Here is a 19,522-nt window from a genome sequence, read left to right on the forward strand (position 1 = left end):
GCGTGGTTCCGCTCACGGCGGCGGTGAGGTAGCAGTACGCGAAGACGTGGCTCTGCGTCGCCATCCGCTTCATCTGGACCACGATCACCATGAAGAACGGCAGGAGCATGACGCCGCACAGATTGAACGTGATCATGCTGAATCGCACCGCCGCGGCATGCTCGCGATAGAACGAGGCGACCTGTTCGGCGCTGCTGCTCGGCGTGAGCGGTGGGATCAGACCCGGAAACACGACGAAGGCCAGGAGCAGCACTGCGCCGAAGACCGGGGCCATCCAGAGGCTGATCAGCTGGGTCTTGATGCTCGCGGTCTTGGGCAGATCCTCGGCCTCGGCAAGTATCTGCATCGCTCCCCGTCCCTGAGTCACTCGAGCCCGCCCCTAGCCGTTCGGCTACTTGGCGATGGTAGCCGAACGGTGTGACCCGCGCCATAGCCGGATCGCGGGTGTGACGTCAGCGGCTGTGTGGCAGCCGGACCACCTGCACGAAGAACTCGTCGATTTGGCGAACCGCGCTCATGAACTGGTCGAGGTCCACCGGCTTGGTGACGTAGGCGTTGGCGTGCAACTTGTAGCTGCGCAGGATGTCCTCCTCCGCCGCGGAGGTCGTGAGCACGACGATCGGAATGTGGTTGAGGTCGGGGTCGGTCTTGATCTTCTCGAGCAGCTGCCTGCCGTCGTACTTCGGCAGGTTCAGATCGAGCAGAATCAGGTCGGGGGTGGGGGCGTCTGCGTAGGCGCCGCGCTTGTACAGGAAGTCAAGACCTTCCTCGCCGTCGTGCGCGACGTGGAGCTTGTTCTTGATCTTGTTGTACTGGAACGCTTCCCGCGTGATGAGTTCGTCTCCGGGATCGTCCTCGACCAGGAGTACGTCGATGGCTCGACCGGCTGGCGTCATGGTGTTCCTTTCTCAAATGCCGCGGGCTCGTCATCCGCTGCGGTGCTGGGTGCTACGGGCTTCAGGATTGGCAGGGTGAAGCGGAACCGGGTTCCCTCGGTGTAGGACGTGTCGATCCAGATGGCGCCACCGTGGTGTTCGACGATCTTCTTGCACAATGCGAGTCCGATGCCCGTTCCGCCGTAGGCGTCGCGGCCGTGCAGTCGCTGAAAGATCACGAACACCTTGTCGACGAACTCTGGCGCGATGCCGATGCCGTTGTCCGACAGGGTGAACAGCCACCCCGTGTCGTCGGTGCCAGGTTCGCACTCGATCACGATCTGTGGTGCCCTATCCTCGCGCCGGAACTTCATCGCGTTGCCGATCAGGTTCTGCCACAGCATCGCCAGGAGCGTGGGGTCGCCGAGGACGCGGGGGAGATGCCCACCGGCGCGGACGATCTCGGCGCCGGACTCCTCGACCGCGACGGCGAGGTTGCCCAGTGCGGCGTCCAGCGCGGTGTCGAGGTCGACTTCGGTTTCCGCGGAGTTGAGCCGACCGACGCGCGAGAAGGTGAGGAGGTCGTTGATGAGCACCTGCATGCGCTTGGCGCCGTCGACCGCGAAGTCGATGTACTCGATGCCGCGCTCGTCGAGTTTGTCGCGGTAGCGCTTCTCGAGCAGTTGGCAGAACGCGGTGACCTTTCGCAGTGGTTCCTGCAGATCGTGCGACGCGACGTAGGCGAACTGCTCCAGCTCGGCGTTCGACCGGCGGAGTTCGACCGTCTGCTCGTCCAGCTGCGCGCCCGTTGCGCGGGTCGATTCGAGTTCGTCCACGATCCGCTGCCGCATGTTCTCGACGTCGATCGCGATGGCGCGGATGTCCTTGGGGCCCTGCGGGATGATCCGCTCGCCGAAGCCGCCTTCGGTGATCCGCCGACAGGACGCGGCGAGCGACTCCAGCGGCCGCGTCACGGCGGCACGCATGACGATCAGCAAAGCGACTGCCGTCGCCAGAAGTGCCACGAAAACGCCGATCAAGACCACGTTGCGCCAGGTGCGGATGCCGTCGAGATTCGCGATGCCCGAGTCCCGCGCCTCGGTGAGATGTGCATTCTGCGCATCGAACATCCGGCGTATGCCGTCGAATTCGGCCTTGCCGCGATCGGCGAGCGTGGGGTTCACGATGGTCGGTGTGCCGGGGGTGGTGCCGGCGATCAGCGGGTCGGCGAAGGACGCCCGCCAGGCGGCGGAGGCCCGTTCGATGGCGTCGAGGTCGTCGATGAGTGTGGGTCGCCCGCCGGCGGCTTGCCGAATGTCGTTGGCGGCAGTGGCTTCAGCGGTCTTGCCTTCGTCGTACGGGCCGAGGAACTGTGGGTCGGCGGATATGGCGTATCCGCGGACCGCCGTTTCCTGGTCGCGCAGGGCGGCCTGCAGTCGGTAGGCCGCCGAGCGCGAGGGCTGCACTTCGTCGATCAGCTGGTGGGACACGCGGTCGTAGCGGTTCAGCAGAACTGTGCCCGCAATGGCGCCGGCAAGCACCAGAACACCCATGATCGACAGCACCAGGGTCTGCCAGCCCTGCACGGTCAGCGGCGACTGGCTTCGCGGAGTTGCCGTCCCGTCCGCGGTCGGTGACACCGGCGTCTCGGTGGTCAACGGTCCGTTCGCTCCACCCGCACCACGGCGATGTCGTCGCTGAGCCCGCCGTGCCGCTTCGCAAGGTCCTCGGCCCCGTCGATGATCGCCTCGACGAACGCCGAACCGGGAAGGCCTGCGTGCAACCGCGCCAAGGCGAGGAGCCCGTCCTCGCCGAGCCGCTCGTTGCCCGCCCCGGAGTGCCCCTCGAACAGTCCGTCGGTCAGCAGCAACAGAGCGTGTCCGCGGGGCAACTCCAGCTCGGTCAGCGGCCAGTCCGGGCTGCCGAGGCCGAGCGCCGGGCCTGCGGGCGGTTCGAGCCACTCCACGGTGCCGGGACCGTGCAACAACATGCCGGGATGGCCGGCGCGGACCGCCGTGAAGCTGAGGTCGTCGGGGGAGAGCGCGATGCTGAGCACCGTCGCGAAGATCCCGCGCCCCGTACTCTCGGCGCGAAGGATCCGTTCCAGCTGGCGCATCCGCTCATTGTCACGCAGGCCCGCGAAGGTGAGTGCCCGCCAACCGATTCGGAGGGCGACACCGAGGGCCGCCTCGTCAGGGCCGTGCCCGGACACGTCGCCGACCATGACGTGGACGGTGCGGTCGGGGGTCTGCACGAAATCGTAGAAGTCGCCGCCGAGCAGTGCGTTCTCGCGACTCGGCCGATACTGGGCGACGATGTCCACGCCCGGATTCTCGAGAAGCAGAGGTGACGGCAGGAGTCCGCGCTCGAGACGCGAATTCTCCTGCGCCCGATGCTCGCTGGCGCGGAGATCGGCCGAGGTGAGCTCCGCGCGCTTGCGTTCGATCGCGTACAGCAGCGCCCGCCGCAGCATGTCGGCTTCGACGCGGCCCTTGACCAGGTAGTCCTGGGCGCCGGAGGCGAGGGCCGAGACGCCGAAGTGCTCGTCGTTGAGCCCGGTCAGTACGACGATCGGGATGTCCGGGTCACACTTGGCGACGCGATCGAGCGCGGCGATTCCGTTGGCGTCGGGCAGATTGAGGTCGAGCAGCACACAGTCCGGCCGCGCCAGGGCCAGTTCTCGTTCCGCGTCCGCCATCGACCGCGCCCACGCCAGGTCGATGTCGATGTCGGCGTCCGCGACCAGTGCCTCGACGAGAAGTGCGTCCCCGCGGTCGTCCTCGACGAGCAACAGGGACAACGGTCGCGTCTGTGCAGCGACGCCGACGCCGGCCGTCGGGTCGGGGCCACGCAGGGCGCCCATGGGCAAGCACATCCTTTGAACATCGCATCAACCAACCAGCGCGCTGCCCATGCTTGACAGTCATCCGACAGTACCGGGGTGCCATGAGGCGACGTCGAACTATCGCAGGATGCCGCTTGTCGTGCGCGACGGGAGCGAACTAGGAGCGCAGGGCGGCCATGGCCTCGTCGACCGTGGCGTAAAGGGCCAGGAACTCGTCGAGTTTGGTGAGTTGGATGGGGCGTGCCGTCACCGGTCCGCTGGCCACCACCGCGAACTTACCCGCGCCGCCGACCCTTTCGTGGGTCTCGGCAAGGATCCGCAAGCCGACGGATGCAAGGAACGACACGGCAGTCAGATCGATGATCAGTCCCGACGGGCGATCCTCGATCAATTGCGTCAGAAGCTCTTCCAGCGGTGGCGCGGTGGCGAGATCCACCACACCGTCCACCGCCAACACGGTGATCCCGTCTCGAGGCTCGACCGAGGTGGAGATCGCATCGGCTGCTGACAACGGCCATCCCTCCCTAAAGCGCCATGGCTCGGCGCGCACGCGGTGCGACACGATGAGCGTAGTGCTCTCGACGAAGGCTGGACATCAACGAGTCGGCGGCTCTCGCGTCACCACTCAGGCTAATGTCAAGATCGGCGACTCGCCGAGGGGGTGGGCGTCGGCGGGAGTGCACATGTCAGACGATGTGATGACGGACCAGCCGGTCTCGGCCGAGGGACTGCTGCCCCAGCTGGTCAAACACCTGCGCTTCAACCGGACGGCCTTGCGCGAGGAGTGGGCGCGCCGGATCACCGAGGCGCAGCTGCTGACGGCGATGACACCAGAAGAGCTCTTCTCCGAGGCGACCGCGGTCTACGACAACTACGTCGAGGTGCTCGAGACGGGCAGCGTGGAGGCGCTCCAGGCATACGCGCGCGACCTGTCGGAACGCATCATTCCGCGTGGCGTCGAGACCGACGAGGTGCTCGGCATCGTGCTGCTGCTCCGCGACGTCCTGGCCCGGTCCCTCTTCGAGAAGTACCAGACCGACTTCGACCTCCTCAACCGCGTGCTCGACGCCTATGAGCCCGCGGCCAACCGGATCGCCAACACCGTGGGCGTCAGCTTCGTTCAGGAGCGCGAGCGAATCATCCGGCAGCAGCAGGAGGCCATCCGGGAGCTCTCCACCCCGGTTCTCCAGGTGCGCGAGCGGCTGTTGATCCTTCCGATCATCGGCGTCCTGGACAGCCCCCGCGCACGGCAGCTGACCGAACAGCTGCTCCGCGCGATCCGCGCCAACCGTGCCAAGGTCGTCGTCATCGACATCACCGGCGTGCCCACGATCGACTCGACGGTGGCCAACCACCTGGTGCAGACAGTCGAGGCGTCCGGGCTCATGGGCGCCAACGTCATCATCACCGGGCTGTCCTCAGACATCGCGTTGACCCTGGTGACCATTGGGCTGGACCTGTCCAAGATGAATGCCGTCGGCGACCTGCAGGGCGGCATCGAGGAGGCCGAGCGGCTCCTCGGCTACGAGGTCACCCGCGCGGGCGACTAGGCCGGCCGAGCGACGGATTCCGATGCCAGTACCGATCCTCAAACAGGGGACCATCCTCATCGCGACGGTGCAGGCCGCCCTGACGGACTCCGACACCGTGAGGCTCCGTCAGGATCTGATGGAGCAGGTCAGCCGGTTTCGGGCGCGCGGAATCATCGTGGACGTGACGGCGATCGACGTGATGGATTCGTATGCGGCGCGGTCGCTTCGCACGATCGCCCACATGACCCGCCTGCGCGGGGCCGACACCGTCATCGTGGGCCTGCAACCCGAGGTGGCCTTCACGATGGTGCAGCTCGGGCTGGTCTTCGACGGGATGCACACCGCACTGGACCTCGAGGAAGGCCTTGCGCTGCTCAACCCGAAACCGGCACCGCACCGAAGACCGACGAACAGGCGAGATGGTGCCGACTGAGTTGCCGGACCTCGTCGTCGACGTCAGGGATTCCGACGACATCGTCACGGCACGGCAGGCGGGGCACCATCTCGCGCGCGAACTCGGCTTTTCGCTGACCGACGTCACGATGATCGCGACGGCGATCTCGGAGATCGCCAGGAACATCACCAGTTATGCAGGGCGCGGCGAGATCCGGGTGAACGTGCAGGACCGGGAAGGTCGCCGGGCACTGGTGGTACGCGCGGACGACGAGGGACCCGGAATCGCCGACGTCGACCGGGCGATGGAGGAGGGTTACTCCACCGCCCGCGGCCTCGGACTCGGGCTGCCAGGTGCCCGCAGGCTGATGGACGGCCTGATCGTCGACTCGGAGCCCGGACGCGGCACGACCATCGAGATGTGGAAGTGGACACCGGAGCAGTGAACGGACGCCATGCCACCGACGAGGGACGGTTCGGGCCCATCGAATGGGCGATCGCGGCGCGCCCGCTGCCAGGCCAGGCCACGTCCGGTGACGAAGCCGTCGCCGTCGAAGTCGACGCCACGGCATTGTTTGGCGTCGTCGACGGCCTGGGACACGGACCCGACGCGGCGTTGGCGGCGGCGCGCGCCACCGAGGTGATCTCCCAGCACGCCGAGGAGTCACTCGAGGACCTGATCGGCGCCTGCCATCGCGAGTTGGCCACCACGCGCGGCGCCGCAATGACGCTGGCGCGGATCGACTTCGCGGCCAACGTCCTGCACTGGGTCGGCGTCGGCAACGTCACCGCGGCCCTCGTCTCGAGGGCGTCGAGCGGTCTCGAGACCAGCTCCTTCGTCCGGCTCGCCAACGGCATCGTCGGCTTTGGAGTCCCCCGCATCCCCGCTCCCGAAGCCGTCGAGATGCGCCCGGGGCACCTGCTCGTCGTGGCCACCGACGGCATCACCGAGGACCACCTCGACGCACTCGACTTCGCAGATCCAGCGAATGCGATTGCAAATCGCATTCTGGGGGAACACACGCGCGTGACCGATGACGCGCTGGTCCTGGTTGCCCGCCACAGGGGCACGACCTGATGCCGGATGGCGACTTTTCTGAGTGCTACGCCGCAGCGCTGCGTCACTACCTGAGCGACGGCGGCGAGGCGAGCCTCGCGGTCGGTCACGACCTGGGCCGCAGGGCATTGCGGGAGCGGCTCAGCATGATGGAGATCGTCGAAGGCCACTTCCGAGTCGTCGAGGAGACGGCGGTCGACTCTGGGGCTGGGGTGCACGCGACGGCCCTGCAGTTCCTGCTTCAGGCGCTGGCGACCTTCGACATCGCCACCCGCGGCTTTCTCGACGGCACCAAGCGCTACCAGCAGCAACGGGCCAGGGCCGACGACCTCGAAGACCGTGACGCGTTCCGCAGCGCGCTGGTCAACTCCCTGCAGGAAGGGTTCTTCGTCGTCGACCACGAAGGCACCATCGTCGAGGTCAACGAGGCCTTCGCCACCATCACCGGCTGCGGTCTCGAAGACCTGCCGTACCGCTGGCCCTACCCGTTTCTGGTCGACGAGACGGAGGCCGCGCATCAACTCGCCCGGTTGGTGCGCGAGGGCAGTCTCGAGTCCGAGACGCCGATCAGGCACCGCGACGGCCGCATCTCGTGGGCCGCGGTGAGCATCAACTCGGTCACCGAGGAGGGCGATGACAGCGGCGCCTACGTCGGCACCATTCGGGACGTCACGACCGAGCGTTCCGCCGAGGTGCGCCGCAGAGCCGTCGTCCGACTCGCCACGGCGCTGGGTGTCGCCACCAGCGTCGCGGAGGTGCTCGACATCCTGCTGGCCGTGGTGGCCGCTTCCATCGAGGTGCAGCGGGTGGTCGCCGTGATGTGGACGCAGGCGAGCTCGGACCCGGCGGTCCGGGTGGCAGGCACACCAGGGGTGGCCGGCTGGCGCGACCTCGATCCGCGTCTGCGAAGCGCTTTCTCCGGCGCGCGAGACTGGCCACCGTTGGCCGTCGAGGCCGTGGAGGCTGTCGGGACCCCGGACGGGTCCGGCCGAACGGCGGGGCTGTCGGGGGGGATGATGACGGTGCTGTCCGGCGCTGAGGTGGTGCTGTGGTTCGAATACCCCGAACCCAGGGTGACGAGCGGCGAGGACCGCATTCTGGTGGCTGCCCTGATCGGGCACCTCAGCCTCGCCGTACAGCACGTCCGCCAGTTCGAGATCGCCAGAGAGGCGTCGCTGACTCTGCAGCGCACCATGATGCCCACCACGAAGCCGCCGGTGGGGTTCGCGGTCCGCTACGAGCCCGCCGTCTCGCCGCTGGAGATCGGTGGCGACTGGTACGACGTGCTCGACATCGGCGACCACCAGATCGGTGTCGTCGTCGGTGACTGTGTGGGAAGCGGACTTTCGGCTGCGGCCGTCATGGGACAGCTACGCAGTTCGGCCCGTGTCCTGCTGATCAACGGCACCGCCCCCGCTCGACTGCTCGACGAACTCGATTCGGCCGCGGCGCTCATCCCTGGCGCCTACTGCACCACCGTCTTCGTCTGCACCATCGACACCGATACCGGTCAGATGAGGTACAGCAGCGCCGGCCACATCCCGGCGCTGCTCGCGGCGCCGGGCGTGCTGCCGGAAGCGCTGACCGGAGCCACGTCCGTGCCGCTGGCCGTGCAGAAGACGGGCGCACGCCCCGAGGCTTCGAAGTCCCTTCCGCCGGGGTCGACCCTGATGCTGTACACCGACGGGCTGGTGGAGCGTCGAGACAGCCTGATCGACAACGGAATTCAACGCGCAGGCCGGGTGCTCGCCGATATGATCGAGTTCCCGGCCGAAGCCGTTGCCGACACCGTACTGAGTGAATTGGCGCCGTCGGAGGGCTTCGACGACGACGTCGCGATCGTCGTCTACCGCAGGCCGCCTGCTCCGCTACGGATCGGGGTGCTGGCCACACCCGACCAGTTGAGCGACATCAGGGGCCAACTCGGCGGCTGGTTGCGGGCAACCGGCATCCCCGACCGCCTCGCCGGGGACATCGTGCTGGTCGTGAACGAAGCGTGCACCAACAGCATCGAGCACGGTTATCGCGCCACGGCGCCGGGCCGGATGCTCGTCGACGTCGAAGCGAAGGGACGCGGGATCCGGATTCAGATCACCGATTTCGGCTCGTGGAAGCTACCGGATGCCAATCCGCGGGCACGCGGTCGCGGCGTGCCGCTGATGCGCGCGGTGAGCGCTGACGTCACCCTCGACGGCACGTCGACCGGCACCACGGTGACGATGAACTTCGAGCTCGTCTGACTCAGGGCACGCCGAGCGCGAGGACGGCCGCGTCGTCCTCCACGCCGGCCCCCAGTTCTTCGATGAGTGCCTTCATTGCCGCCACGACTTGCATTGCACTGCACGGTGATTGCGTCGCGGCGAACCGCAGGAGTGCGCCGTCGTCGTCGAAGCGTTCCCGCCCGGTGCCAGTGCGTGCCTCGGTGAAGCCGTCGGTGTAGAGCACCAGGGTGTCGCCCGCCGACAACGAGATCTTGGCCGACGAGAACGTCGGCTCGGCGAACAGTCCGACGGCCTGTCCGCCCTCCGTCGGCACGTAGCCGGCGGTGCCGTCACCGGCGAGCAGCAGCGGGGGAGGGTGCCCGCCGCTGGCGACCTCTATGTCGAATCCAGTTGCGTGCCTGCTGATCACCCCGAACAGCACGGTGCAGAACCAGTCGTGTTCAGCATAGGTGTCCTGTTTCAGGACACTGTCGAGGGTGTGCAGGACCCCGACGGGATGATCGTCGTTGACCGCCGCCGCGCGCAGGGTGTAGCGGGTCAGTGACGTCAACGTGGCGGCCGCGACGCCCTTTCCGCAGACATCGCCGAGGAAGAAGCCGTATCTGTCCTGGGACAGCGGGAACAGGTCGTAGAAGTCGCCGCCCACGTCACCGGCGGAGGGGCTGTGGTAGAGCGCGGCGGCGTCCAGGCCCGCCGGCGGCGACAGCGACGGCGGCAGGAGCGAATACTGAAGTGTCTCTGCCAAACTCACTGCTCGGCCGCGCTCGTCCTCGGCTCGTTGGCGCTCCTCCAGGAGCTCTCGTTCGTAGGAACGTCGATCGGAGGCATCGCTGGCGATGACGCGGATGAGAACGGGGTTTTCGTCGGCATCGAGCTTGACGCTCGCAGTGACCAGAACCGGGATTCGTCGGCCGTCGGACGCGACCAGGTCGACCGTGATGCCACCGAGTCTGCCCGACGCGAGCAGCATGGGCCCGAAGTGCGTCTCGTAGTGGATGCGACCGCCCTTGGTGAGGAGATCGGCGAAGGGCATGCCGAGCATCGACTCCCGTGGGTGACCGAGCCACGTCGCCATCGTGGCGTTCACCGCCGTGATCGCACCGCCGGGGTCGGCGAGGAGGTACCCGCACGGCGCGTTGTCGAACGCATCGCGCAGACTCTCCAGCTCGTCGGTCACGGACGACCCGCGAACGCGGCGATGGCCGCCGCGGTGTCGTCGGGAGCGCTCAGCTGGGGGCAGTGACCGGTGGCCTCGATCGTGACCAGGTGGCTGCCAGGGACGTGCCGATGGGTGTATTCGCCGACCGTACGCGGGGCCAGGGTGTCGTGCGCGCATTCGATGATCAAGGCGGGCACGCCGACGCGGCTGAGATCGTCGCGGTTGTCCGACAGGAAGGTGGTGCGGGCGAACACCCGCGCCTTGGCGGGATCGTTGCGGCAGAACGCATCCGTGAGTTCCTGTTCGAGCTCGGGGCGGTCGGGCGTGCCCATGATCGTCGGCGCCATGGCCCGCGACCAGCCGAGGTAGTTGCTGTCCATCGATTCGAGCAGTTCGTCGATGTCGGCAGCCGAGAACCCACCGGTGTAGCCGTCGTGGTCCAGGTAGCACGGTGACGGGGTCAGCAACACCAACTTTGCGAACCGGCTGGGATCGGCGGCCACCGCGAGCACGCCCATCATCGCGGCAACGGAGTGTCCGACGAAGACCACGTCGGACAAGTCGAGTTCGGTGACCAGTTCGGCGATGTCCTCGGCATAGGCGTGAAGCGACGAGTAGCGGTCTGCGTCCCAGGCGCCGGGATCGGACCGACCGGATCCGACGTGGTCGAAAAGGACGAGCCGGAAGTCCTGCCGCAAACGCGGGACGACGAGGCGCCACAGATTCTGGTCGCACCCGAATCCGTGCGCCAACATGATCGTCGTCCCCGACTCCACCCCGGCGAACGTCACGTGGTTTCTGATGCGTACGTCCACAGGCGCATCTTCCCACCACTCGGCGGCGGCGATGGTGCGCATCGGCGAACGTCGATCAGGCCCGTTGGCTCGCAGCCCACCGTCCGATCAGTGAGTCCTCGAGGTGATCCACCAGGTCGAGTGGGTTCTCGAAGACGGCGACCGCGCCCTCGGCGAAGAGCAGTCGGCGATCGATCCCCCCACTCTCGAGGCAGATGCACGACACCCCGGCGCGGGCCGCGGCACGGATGTCCCACACGGTGTCGCCGACGAACACGGCCCGATCGGCCTCGACACCGGCCTTCTTCAGTGCCACCTCGACGATGTCGGGCTCGGGTTTCGCGGTCTCGACGTCTTCCGACGACGTGATCGCCGAGACGATGTCGTCTCTGTCGAGCACCCTGCGCAATTCCTTGAGCTCGTCCTCCGGGGCGGAGGTCGCCAACACCACCTGCAGGCCCGACGCTGCGACCACGTCGAGGAGGCGAAGCGCGCCCGAGAGCGGTCTGAGCAGGCCGGTACCTTCCCGGTAGTAGCGGGAGTGCAGCGCCTTCAGGCGATCGGAGACGTCGTCGGGAAGGTTCGGCACCAGTTCGTCGAGCAGCTCCGAACCGTCCATGCCGATGCGACGGTGGATGCGCCACGACTCGACGTCCATGCCCAGTTCGTCGAACGCACGATGCCAGGCGTGGACGTGGAGGTAATTGGAGTCGACCAACGTGCCATCGATGTCGAACAACACTGCCGCTGCGGTCATTACGACGGAGTTCCCCCTGCTGTGCTGGCGAAACCGTGCTGGCTGCGAGATTCCACCATGGGAATCCGACGACTAGACCACGCTTGAGTCAGTCGCGGTGGGCACCGGTTTCGCCCGCGCCGAAGTCGTCGTCAGAGCGCTGCTCGACATGGGCCCCTCGGCCGTTCCCGTCGGCTACTTCCGACTTGCTGCCCGACTTGTTCTCGGGGTCATCAGTCGTTTCCTTGCGGTGTCGTCCTGACATCGGCGTACCTCCTAGGTGCTAGGCGCAAGTTACCCCAATCGCTACCGCCGAATCACGCGGAAACGTTTCGCTGTGCCCGTCTCGGGGCACATGCATACCGACCACGGCGGTCACAGCAACCTAGTAGGAGGAATCGGCCTTGAAGCGCATGACGGTGATGACGAGCGTAGTGGCGGCGGGCGTGGCATTGAGCGCCCTCGTGAGTGGCTGCGGCGCAAAGGTCGAGGGGGGCGACACGAAGTGCAAGGACTACATCGCCGCGAACGACGCCGACCAGCAGACGGCGGTGTCGAAGATGTTGAAGGACGAGAAGGGAACCGACGCGGCCCAGCTGGAGATCACCGGGACGAAGCTGTCGGTTCAGACCTTCTGCAAGACCGCAGGCAAGGAAGACAGCAAGATCAAGGAAGCTCCGCATCTGTAGCACGCCGGCGAAACGATGAAGGACGGCGCTAGGGAACGCGTGATGACGATCGACCGGGCGGTGGTGGTGATCCCCGCGCACGACGAACGCGGCGATCTACCGCGGTGCCTGCACGCCGTCCTGGCCTCGGCTTCGGCGCTGCAGGTCCCCACGCTCGTCGTCGTCGTTCTCGATGCCTGCAGTGACGGAAGCGCCGACCTGGCATACGGATTCGGCGCCGACGTCCACTTCATCGAGGTCGACGTGAAGAACGTCGGGGCGACGCGCGCGGCCGGATTCGCCCATGCGCGAACCGTTTACAGTGCGCAGACGTCCGACGAATCGCGCATCTGGTTCGCCACCACCGACGCCGACAGCCGCGTTGGCGGCGAATGGCTGGTACGGCAAGTCAACGCCGACGCCGACATGGTGCTCGGCGTCGTCCACGTGACCAACTGGCGGCACTTCTCCGCCGCCGCGGTGAACCGCTACCTGGCCGCATACCGGGCGAAGTTTCGCCAGCGCGGCGCGGGACACGGTCACGTGCACGGAGCGAACATGGGCTTCCGTGCCGACGTCTACTGGGAGGAAGGCGGATTCGCCACCCTGGCCAGCGGGGAGGACGTCGACCTGGTGCGGCGCTTCGAGCTGAGCGGCCGTCGGATATGCCGGGACGCCCGCCTGTCGGTCGAGACGTCGGCCAGAAGCGAGGGGCGCGCGCCGCATGGATTCGCGGCGTACCTGCGCTCGGTGTCACGCGGCAGTGGTGTGTCGTGACGTCGGCGCTGGTCCGGCGGTGGCTGGAGGCAGGAGAACTTGACCTGCCCGCACCGGGTTCGGGCCGCACGGGCACCAGGTGGTGGAAGCTTGCCGCGTTCACGGAGAACGACGTCGTCGCAGGCAGGCTGGCGGAGGCGCACGCCGACGCTCTCGCGATCCTGGCCGAGCTCGACGGCCCGTCTGCCGAGGCGGGACAGCTGTGGGGGGTATGGGCCGCAGAGGCGCCGGAAGCGGTGGTCACGGTCAGCGAGGACGACGGCGGGGCGACGCTCGAGGGCACCAAGGCGTGGTGTTCGGGTGCAGGAATCTGCACCCACGCCCTGATCACCGCCAGGCGCCAGGACAACCGACGCGGGCTCTACGCGGTCGATCTGAGCCAGCCCGGGGTCACCGCTGCAGGCGAGAGCTGGCGCAATGCAGGCATGCGCGAGAGCGACACCCGTTCGGTTCGGTTGAGCGATGCGGTCGGCATCCCGGTCGGCAAGCCTGGCCAGTATCTGGCCAGGCCGGGCTTCTGGCACGGCGCCATCGGGGTGGCGGCATGCTGGCTCGGCGGTGCGCGCGGCGTGGCCGCGCCCCTCTATCGGGCCATCGCCGACAGGCGGGACGGACCCGCGGCGGACCCTCACGCACAAGCCCACCTCGGCGCCGTCGACGCCGCCCTCGCTGCCGCCGAGGCCATGCTGGTCTCCGCGGCGTGTTACGTCGATGCCGAGCCGCTTGGCGACCGGGCAGAGCTCATCGCGCGCCGGGTCAGGGCCGTCGTCGAAAGGGCCGTCGACGAGTCGATCACCAGGACCGGCCGAGCTCTCGGACCTGGCCCCCTGGTGTTGGACGCGCGGCACGCCCAGCGCGTCGCCGACCTCACGATCTACGTGCGGCAGAGCCACGCCGAGCGTGACCTGGCCGCGCTGGGAAGAGCGGCGGCAAAGTGACCACGACGGCGGCGGGGAACGGCGCCAGGTTCGCCGCGCAGCCGATCGAGGGTGGTGGCACCTCGGCGGCCGACTGGCGCGGGTGGGGGCGCGAATTCCCTGCCTTGGACCTCGCCGAGTGCCCGGCGCTGATCGTCGTCGCGCCCCACCCCGACGACGAGACGCTGGGATTCGGAGCGACGGCGTCCACCCTGGCGGCGCGCGGCGTCGACGTCCGCGTCGTCTCCGTCAGTGACGGGGGCGGCGCCGTTCCTGGGCTCTCGCCCATGGAACGCGCCAGGCTCGAGCGCGACCGACGCATGGAGCTTCGGCGGGCCACCACGACCCTCGGGCTGGGCGAGCCGATCTGCCTTGGTCTTCCCGACGGCGAGCTGTCCGCCCATGAAGACGAGCTTGCCCGGCTGCTCGCGGACCTGCTGGCTTCGGGGCCCGAGGGCACCTGGTGTGGGGCGACGTGGCGTGGCGATGGTCATCCCGACCACGAGGCGGTCGGCCGGGCGGCGGCCGCCGCGGTCGAACAGACCGATTCGACGCTGCTGGAGTACCCGGTGTGGATGTGGCACTGGGCCCGCCCGGACGACGCCGACGTGCCGTGGCACAGAATGTCGACGTCACCCGTCGGCAGGGGAGCCATGGCGCGCAAGCGACGGGCGACGACCGCCTTCGAAACCCAACTGAGCCCCTACGGGCTGGGCAACGACGTCACCTTGCCGCCCTTCGTGATTCAGCGACTGTTCGCGGTCGGTGAAGCGGTGTTTCGCTGATGTCCCGCCTGCCCGACGAGTACTTCGAAGACCTCTATGCGACGGCACGAGACCCGTGGCGGCTCGCGGAGCGGTGGTACGAGGAGCGCAAGTACGCCATCACGATGGCGATGCTGCCGAGCAGGGCCTACCGGCACGCGTTCGAGCCGGGTTGTTCGATCGGCGTGCTCACCGAGAAGCTGATCACCCGTTGCGACCGGGTCACGTCGTGCGACGTGGCGCAGGCGGCACTCGACGCCACTCGGGACAGGGTCGGCGAGCGCGAGGGTCTCGTGCTGCGGCGGGTGTCCCTGGACGCGGAGTGGCCGGCCGAGGACTTCGACCTCGTCGTGCTCTCCGAGGTGGCGTACTACCTGCATGCCGACACCCTGCGCCGGGTACTCGACCGCGAGTGCGCCCGCCTCGCGACGGGTACGACGGTGGTGGCGGCGCACTGGCGGTACGCGGTGGACGACTATCCGCTCTCGGGGGATGAGGCCAACGCACTGATCGCCGCGACGGCCGAGCTGACCGGACTGGCCCACTACGTCGACGACGACGTCGTCATCGACGTCATGGTCAAGGGGCCAACGGAGTCCGTCGCCCTTCGCGGTGACGTGCCCGGTGCGACTGCCCGATAGCTGATCGAGCGCATCAAGCGGTGGTGCGTTGTTCGAGCAGGGCCATCAAGGCTCTGACGAAGGGCGAGGGATCCACGTCGCCTCGCACGGCCAGCTGCTGGTTGTAGCCGATGCTGACGGCGACGAACGCTTCGGTGTTTCGCTCGATGTCGCACGTGGGAAGGTCTCTCTTCATCAACTCGGCCACCGCCGCGCGCAACGCAGACATCTGGCGATTGACGATCGTCGCCAGGGCCGGGGACAGTGCGGCTTCGGCGTAGATCTGGGCTACCAACCGAGCGTGCCCCTTCTCGCGAGCCAGGGTGCGGACGTGTTCGAGGAACGCACTGACGGAGTCATGTGTGAGTGCCTCCGGGAGCGCTGCGCTGCCTTGCTCGCAGACGGCGATCACGAGCTCGTCCTTACTGGCGAAGTACCGATAGATCGCGCCCGTGGAGAGTCCGGATTCGACGACGATGTCCGCCATGGACGTGCGGGCGAAGCCGTGACTGGCGAATCGGGCGCGGGCGGCCTCGACGATCTGCAGTCGGCGTGCGTCCAGGTGTGCCTGGCCTACCTTCGGCATAAAGAATGATCCTTCGTTTTATTTGGTACCGTCGGCAGCCTACCGCGCGACCACTGACCAGGAGCCGTCATGCATTACCAAACCTTCGGACGACGAACCGGATTACGCGTCTCGGAATACGCGCTGGGCACAGCAAGTTTCGGCACTTCCGGGGCCAGCGCAGGGGCGGCCGCGTCGCGTGCGATGTTCGATGCCTACGTGGCGGCCGGCGGTACCACCTTCGACACCTCCAACGTCTATCAAGGCGGTGAGGCCGAAACCATCCTCGGTGAGCTGATCGGGCGCGACCGCGACGACTTCGTGGTCATCACCAAGTACAGCGGGACGAGGCAGAACCAGCCCCGCCCCGGCACGACCGGTAACAGCCGCAAGACCATGGTCCGCTCCCTCGAGGCGAGTCTGGTCCGTCTCCAGACCGACTTCGTCGACGTCTTCATGCCGCACTTCCCCGACGGGGTCACCCCGATCGACGAAGTCCTGACCGCACTCGACGACCTGGTCCGATCCGGCAAGGTCCTGCACGGCGGACTGTCCAACTTTCCCGCCTGGCGGATCGCCGGTGCCGCGACCCGGGCAGAGCTGCGCGAGCTGGCCCCGGTGACCGGCATCGAAACCGAATACAGCCTCGCCGAACGCTCTGCCGACCGGGAACTGCTGCCGATGGCGCAGGCTTACGGCCTTGGCGTCCTGCTGTATTCCCCGTTGGCCGGCGGCCTGCTGACCGGCAAGTATCGGCGGGGTGAAACGGGTCGGCTGAGCGCCCGTGGCGGCGCTGCGGAAGACAACGCACAACAGATCGCGGTGGTCGACACTGTGCTGGCGATCGCCGCCGAACTCGACAGCACTGCGGTTCAGGTGTCCTTGGCCTGGTTGCGTCGCCGGGCCCTGATCGCTTCGACGGCCCTGATCCCGATCATCGGGCCACGCTCGCAGGCCCACCTGACGGAATATCTGCGCTCGGTTGAGCTGGAACTCGACGACGACCAGTACCGACGACTGGAAGAGGTCAGCGTCATCCGGCGGCTGGGACCGCCGCACGATGACGTCATTGCCGCCCTGAATAGTGGCTTCGACGGCGACCGAACCCTTCTGCGCCAAGCGTCACCGATTCCCGTGATCTGACTACCGATGGCGCGGTGTCGCAGGACGGCCGGTGCGACCGACCGTTTGCCCGTCCGCTCGACGGGGCATCTCTACAGCCCCAACGTGTGAAGGTGGTGGACATGCCCAACTCGTCGATCAAGAACGAGGACATGTACGAGGACCTGCGAAAGCAAGGCAATTCAAAGGAGAAGTCGGCCCGCATCTCGAATGCCGCGGCCGCCCGCGGAAAGTCGGCGGTCGGCAAGAAGGGCGGCGAGGCGGGCACCTACGACGACTGGACGGTGGCCGAATTGAAGAAGCGCGCCAAGGAACTCGGTCTGTCCGGCTACTCCAGACTCACCAAGGACAAGTTGATCTCGGAACTGCGCAACCACTGAGCCTGGGACACGGGCCAGGGACATGGACGTCGACCATCCGGAGGACGACCAGCGCTGGGATCGCGACGCCCGGTCGGAGACCGAGACCGAACGGCTGGACCGCAACTGGTCGAACCTTCTCCAGGAGTTGCGGGTCGTACAGACCGGCGTCCAACTGTTGACCGGCTTCCTGCTGACCCTGCCCTTCCAGCAGCGTTTCGACATCCTGGACGCCGACATGCGCGTGCTGTACCTGATCACCGTGGGCTGTTCGGTGGCCGCGACCGTGCTGCTGATCGCGCCCGTCGGCATCCACCGCATTCTCTTCCGTCAACGTCGGCTGATGGCGTTGGTATCGGCTGCGCACCGGCTGGCCTATGCCGGCCTGCTGTTGCTCGGATTGGCGCTGGTCGGAATGACGGTGATCGTCTTCGACGCCGTATCGGGGCACGTGGCCGGCATCGCGGCCGGCGCCGTCGCACTGGCGGCCTTCACGGCATTCTGGGTGCTCATCCCGGTATGGATGCGCGTTTCTCGTAGCTGAGCGAGGGGTATCCTGGCGCCAGTCGAGCGGAAGTGAGAGCCGATCATGGCGTACAGGCACTTGAAGCGGGATGGCAAGACGTCACGGGTCGACGCCGTGATGGTCGTGATGCTGTTTGCCGTGGCCACGGCCGCCATCTCCGCCGCCATGGTCGTGCACGTCGTCTCCGGCGATGCGGCGGCGCGAAAACCCGCGGCCGTCACCGCCGTTCAACAGCCCATCAGCCAGGAGGGCAGGCTCGTCGCGGTGTCGCCCACCTCGATGACCGCCGAGAGTGCCGACGGATTCGCCCGCACCTACGTCATCGACTCGCAGACGAATGCCATCACCACGAAGGGCAGTCTGATCGGCGGCGCCGCAACGGCTTTCGCTGTCAACGACGAAGTCGCGATCGTCGGCGTCGTCCGCGACGGGACCGCGGTGGCCACCGCCGTCGCCCAAAAGCAGGTGAGCAACCTCAACGGCCCCCCGATGGACGGGGTCTGAATTCGGTGATGCCCGCCTTCCGATGACGTAACGTCGTCGACGTGGCGGGATCACTCACCGTCAGCGCCGACGAGCTGGCTGCCCTTGAGTTCTTCGCCGGGTGCCCGATCGAATCCCTTGGGCCGCTGGCCGCACGTCTGCGGCCACTGACTGCGCCGCCCGGTCAGGTGCTGATGCGCCAGGGCGAGCATGCGGATACCTTCCTGCTCATCGGAGCGGGACGAGCGCGAGTCACCCACACGGGCACCGACGGCGAGGTCATCGAGGTCGCGGTGACACCGGGTCTCATCGTCGGCGAGATCGCGCTGCTGCGCGACGTTCCGCGGACCGCGACGGTCACGGTGACCGACCGGCTGACCGGATGGGTCGGCGGCCGGGAGGCCATCGCGGCCATGCTCGACGTGCCGTTCATGATGGACAAGCTCGTCCGCACCGCACGCCAACGCCTCGCGGCCTTCGTGACCCCCATCGCGGTGACCATGCGCGACGGGACCGAACTTCACCTGCGGCCAGTGCTTCCCGGTGACAAGGAGCGCACCGCGCACGGGGCCGTCGAATTCTCCAGCGAGACGTTCTACCGACGGTTCCAGACGACGCGGTCGCCGACGGCGTCGCTCATGGCCTACCTGTTCGAGGTCGACTACGTCGATCACTTCGTCTGGGTGCTCACCGACGGCAGGGCCATCGACGCGCCGGTCGTCGCCGACGCCCGGTTCGTCAGGGAGCAGAGTCCCGCCGTCGCCGAAGTCGCCTTCATCGTCGGCGACGACTACCAGGGTCGCGGGATCGGCACCTTCCTGATGGAAGCGCTCGCGGTCGCGGCGCGCAGTGAGGGCATCCGTCGGTTCACGGCTCGCGTGTTGGCGGACAATGTCCCGATGCGAACCATTCTCGATCACTACGGCGCAACGTGGCAGCGTGACGAGCAGGGCGTGGTCACGACCGCGTTCGACGTCCCGCTGGTGCGGGATCTCTCGCTGTCGCCGGAGCTCTATCGCGAAATCCGTTCCGTTGCACGCCAAGTGGTCCGGGCGGTCGGGTGATGCAGGAAGCGGTGACCGCCCGCGGCCGGAGGCCGCCATTGAAC

Annotated in this window: 24 protein-coding genes and 1 pseudogene; 15 read left to right on the forward strand and 10 right to left on the reverse strand. The window is 67.5% G+C overall.

Annotation, left to right across the window (positions count from 1 at the left end; genetic code table 11):
- The 5 genes and pseudogenes from ACRDUX_RS41175 to ACRDUX_RS41195 form a co-directional block, all read right to left on the reverse strand.
- Nucleotides 1-346, reverse strand: a pseudogene (locus tag ACRDUX_RS41175) (hypothetical protein); the annotation flags it as partial.
- A gap of 106 nt (nt 347-452) precedes the next feature.
- A complete protein-coding gene (locus ACRDUX_RS41180; protein WP_526423384.1) occupies nt 453-896 on the reverse strand; it encodes a response regulator in 444 nt (147 codons plus the stop codon).
- Entirely contained in the window at nt 893-2,428 is a 1,536-nt protein-coding gene (locus ACRDUX_RS41185; RefSeq protein ID WP_526423419.1) for a sensor histidine kinase, read from the reverse strand. Before ACRDUX_RS41185 ends, ACRDUX_RS41180 begins: the two co-directional genes overlap by 4 nt.
- A gap of 101 nt (nt 2,429-2,529) precedes the next feature.
- Complete coding sequence (locus tag ACRDUX_RS41190; protein ID WP_526423385.1) at nt 2,530-3,738, reverse strand: PP2C family protein-serine/threonine phosphatase; 1,209 nt, start codon at nt 3,736-3,738, stop codon at nt 2,530-2,532.
- Between the two features lie 139 nt (nt 3,739-3,877).
- Nucleotides 3,878-4,231, reverse strand: a complete 354-nt coding sequence (locus ACRDUX_RS41195) for an STAS domain-containing protein (RefSeq protein ID WP_526423387.1) — start codon at nt 4,229-4,231, stop codon at nt 3,878-3,880.
- A 130-nt stretch (nt 4,232-4,361) separates the two neighbouring features.
- On the opposite strand from ACRDUX_RS41195, the gene ACRDUX_RS41200 reads away from it, so the two are divergent.
- From ACRDUX_RS41200 to ACRDUX_RS41220, 5 genes are all read left to right on the forward strand, one after another.
- Nucleotides 4,362-5,270, forward strand: coding sequence for an STAS domain-containing protein (locus tag ACRDUX_RS41200; RefSeq protein ID WP_526423421.1), 909 nt, complete (start codon nt 4,362-4,364; stop codon nt 5,268-5,270).
- Between the two features lie 22 nt (nt 5,271-5,292).
- Nucleotides 5,293-5,685 (forward strand): STAS domain-containing protein, encoded by a 393-nt coding sequence (locus ACRDUX_RS41205; protein ID WP_526423389.1) that lies wholly within the window; start codon nt 5,293-5,295, stop codon nt 5,683-5,685.
- Entirely contained in the window at nt 5,672-6,091 is a 420-nt protein-coding gene (locus ACRDUX_RS41210; RefSeq protein ID WP_526423391.1) for an anti-sigma regulatory factor, read from the forward strand. Before ACRDUX_RS41205 ends, ACRDUX_RS41210 begins: the two co-directional genes overlap by 14 nt.
- Before the next feature lie 65 nt (nt 6,092-6,156).
- On the forward strand, nt 6,157-6,723 hold the full coding sequence (locus tag ACRDUX_RS41215) for a SpoIIE family protein phosphatase (protein WP_526423423.1): 567 nt from the start codon (nt 6,157-6,159) through the stop codon (nt 6,721-6,723).
- The gene (locus ACRDUX_RS41220) at nt 6,720-8,942 is read left to right on the forward strand and encodes a SpoIIE family protein phosphatase (RefSeq protein ID WP_526423425.1); all 2,223 of its coding nucleotides are present in this window, start codon (nt 6,720-6,722) and stop codon (nt 8,940-8,942) included. Before ACRDUX_RS41215 ends, ACRDUX_RS41220 begins: the two co-directional genes overlap by 4 nt.
- A gap of 1 nt (nt 8,943) precedes the next feature.
- Here the strand turns inward: ACRDUX_RS41220 and ACRDUX_RS41225 are convergent, their stop codons facing one another.
- The 4 genes from ACRDUX_RS41225 to ACRDUX_RS41240 form a co-directional block, all read right to left on the reverse strand.
- Complete coding sequence (locus ACRDUX_RS41225; RefSeq protein WP_526423393.1) at nt 8,944-10,101, reverse strand: PP2C family protein-serine/threonine phosphatase; 1,158 nt, start codon at nt 10,099-10,101, stop codon at nt 8,944-8,946.
- Entirely contained in the window at nt 10,098-10,898 is an 801-nt protein-coding gene (locus ACRDUX_RS41230) for an alpha/beta fold hydrolase (protein WP_526423427.1), read from the reverse strand. Before ACRDUX_RS41230 ends, ACRDUX_RS41225 begins: the two co-directional genes overlap by 4 nt.
- Nucleotides 10,899-10,953: 55 nt before the next feature.
- Nucleotides 10,954-11,634, reverse strand: coding sequence for an HAD family hydrolase (locus ACRDUX_RS41235; protein ID WP_526423395.1), 681 nt, complete (start codon nt 11,632-11,634; stop codon nt 10,954-10,956).
- A gap of 88 nt (nt 11,635-11,722) precedes the next feature.
- Nucleotides 11,723-11,878 carry a hypothetical protein gene (locus ACRDUX_RS41240; protein ID WP_526423397.1) on the reverse strand — a complete coding sequence of 52 codons (156 nt, stop codon included), beginning with the start codon at nt 11,876-11,878 and terminating at the stop codon, nt 11,723-11,725.
- A gap of 148 nt (nt 11,879-12,026) precedes the next feature.
- Here ACRDUX_RS41240 and ACRDUX_RS41245 point away from each other — a divergent pair, with 148 nt between their 5' ends.
- The 5 genes from ACRDUX_RS41245 to ACRDUX_RS41265 are packed head-to-tail and all read left to right on the forward strand — an operon-like array spanning nt 12,027 to nt 15,380.
- A complete protein-coding gene (locus ACRDUX_RS41245; protein WP_526423429.1) occupies nt 12,027-12,302 on the forward strand; it encodes a hypothetical protein in 276 nt (91 codons plus the stop codon).
- A gap of 42 nt (nt 12,303-12,344) precedes the next feature.
- On the forward strand, nt 12,345-13,058 hold the full coding sequence (locus ACRDUX_RS41250) for a glycosyltransferase family 2 protein (protein ID WP_526423399.1): 714 nt from the start codon (nt 12,345-12,347) through the stop codon (nt 13,056-13,058).
- Nucleotides 13,055-13,996 carry an acyl-CoA dehydrogenase family protein gene (locus ACRDUX_RS41255; RefSeq protein ID WP_526423401.1) on the forward strand — a complete coding sequence of 314 codons (942 nt, stop codon included), beginning with the start codon at nt 13,055-13,057 and terminating at the stop codon, nt 13,994-13,996. The genes ACRDUX_RS41250 and ACRDUX_RS41255 overlap by 4 nt, the downstream gene beginning before the upstream one ends.
- Nucleotides 13,993-14,760 (forward strand): PIG-L deacetylase family protein, encoded by a 768-nt coding sequence (locus tag ACRDUX_RS41260; protein ID WP_526423403.1) that lies wholly within the window; start codon nt 13,993-13,995, stop codon nt 14,758-14,760. Before ACRDUX_RS41255 ends, ACRDUX_RS41260 begins: the two co-directional genes overlap by 4 nt.
- Nucleotides 14,760-15,380, forward strand: a complete 621-nt coding sequence (locus ACRDUX_RS41265; protein WP_526423405.1) for an SAM-dependent methyltransferase — start codon at nt 14,760-14,762, stop codon at nt 15,378-15,380. Before ACRDUX_RS41260 ends, ACRDUX_RS41265 begins: the two co-directional genes overlap by 1 nt.
- A gap of 13 nt (nt 15,381-15,393) precedes the next feature.
- Here the strand turns inward: ACRDUX_RS41265 and ACRDUX_RS41270 are convergent, their stop codons facing one another.
- Nucleotides 15,394-15,945: a TetR/AcrR family transcriptional regulator gene (locus tag ACRDUX_RS41270; protein ID WP_526423407.1), complete on the reverse strand. Its 552-nt coding sequence runs from the start codon at nt 15,943-15,945 to the stop codon at nt 15,394-15,396.
- 69 nt (nt 15,946-16,014) lie between these two features.
- Here ACRDUX_RS41270 and ACRDUX_RS41275 point away from each other — a divergent pair, with 69 nt between their 5' ends.
- The 5 genes from ACRDUX_RS41275 (at nt 16,015) to pat (ending at nt 19,478) form a co-directional block, all read left to right on the forward strand.
- Complete coding sequence (locus tag ACRDUX_RS41275; protein ID WP_526423409.1) at nt 16,015-17,067, forward strand: aldo/keto reductase; 1,053 nt, start codon at nt 16,015-16,017, stop codon at nt 17,065-17,067.
- 101 nt (nt 17,068-17,168) lie between these two features.
- Complete coding sequence (locus tag ACRDUX_RS41280) at nt 17,169-17,426, forward strand: Rho termination factor N-terminal domain-containing protein (RefSeq protein ID WP_526423411.1); 258 nt, start codon at nt 17,169-17,171, stop codon at nt 17,424-17,426.
- A 22-nt stretch (nt 17,427-17,448) separates the two neighbouring features.
- The gene (locus ACRDUX_RS41285; protein ID WP_526423413.1) at nt 17,449-17,949 is read left to right on the forward strand and encodes a DUF6328 family protein; all 501 of its coding nucleotides are present in this window, start codon (nt 17,449-17,451) and stop codon (nt 17,947-17,949) included.
- 45 nt (nt 17,950-17,994) lie between these two features.
- Entirely contained in the window at nt 17,995-18,435 is a 441-nt protein-coding gene (locus ACRDUX_RS41290; protein ID WP_526423415.1) for a hypothetical protein, read from the forward strand.
- A gap of 41 nt (nt 18,436-18,476) precedes the next feature.
- Entirely contained in the window at nt 18,477-19,478 is a 1,002-nt protein-coding gene (pat, locus tag ACRDUX_RS41295; RefSeq protein WP_526423417.1) for an acetyltransferase Pat, read from the forward strand.
- Nucleotides 19,479-19,522 lie beyond the last annotated feature (44 nt).

The organism is Mycobacterium sp., from assembly GCF_050701675.1.
Taxonomy (GTDB): Bacteria; Actinomycetota; Actinomycetes; order Mycobacteriales; family Mycobacteriaceae; genus Mycobacterium.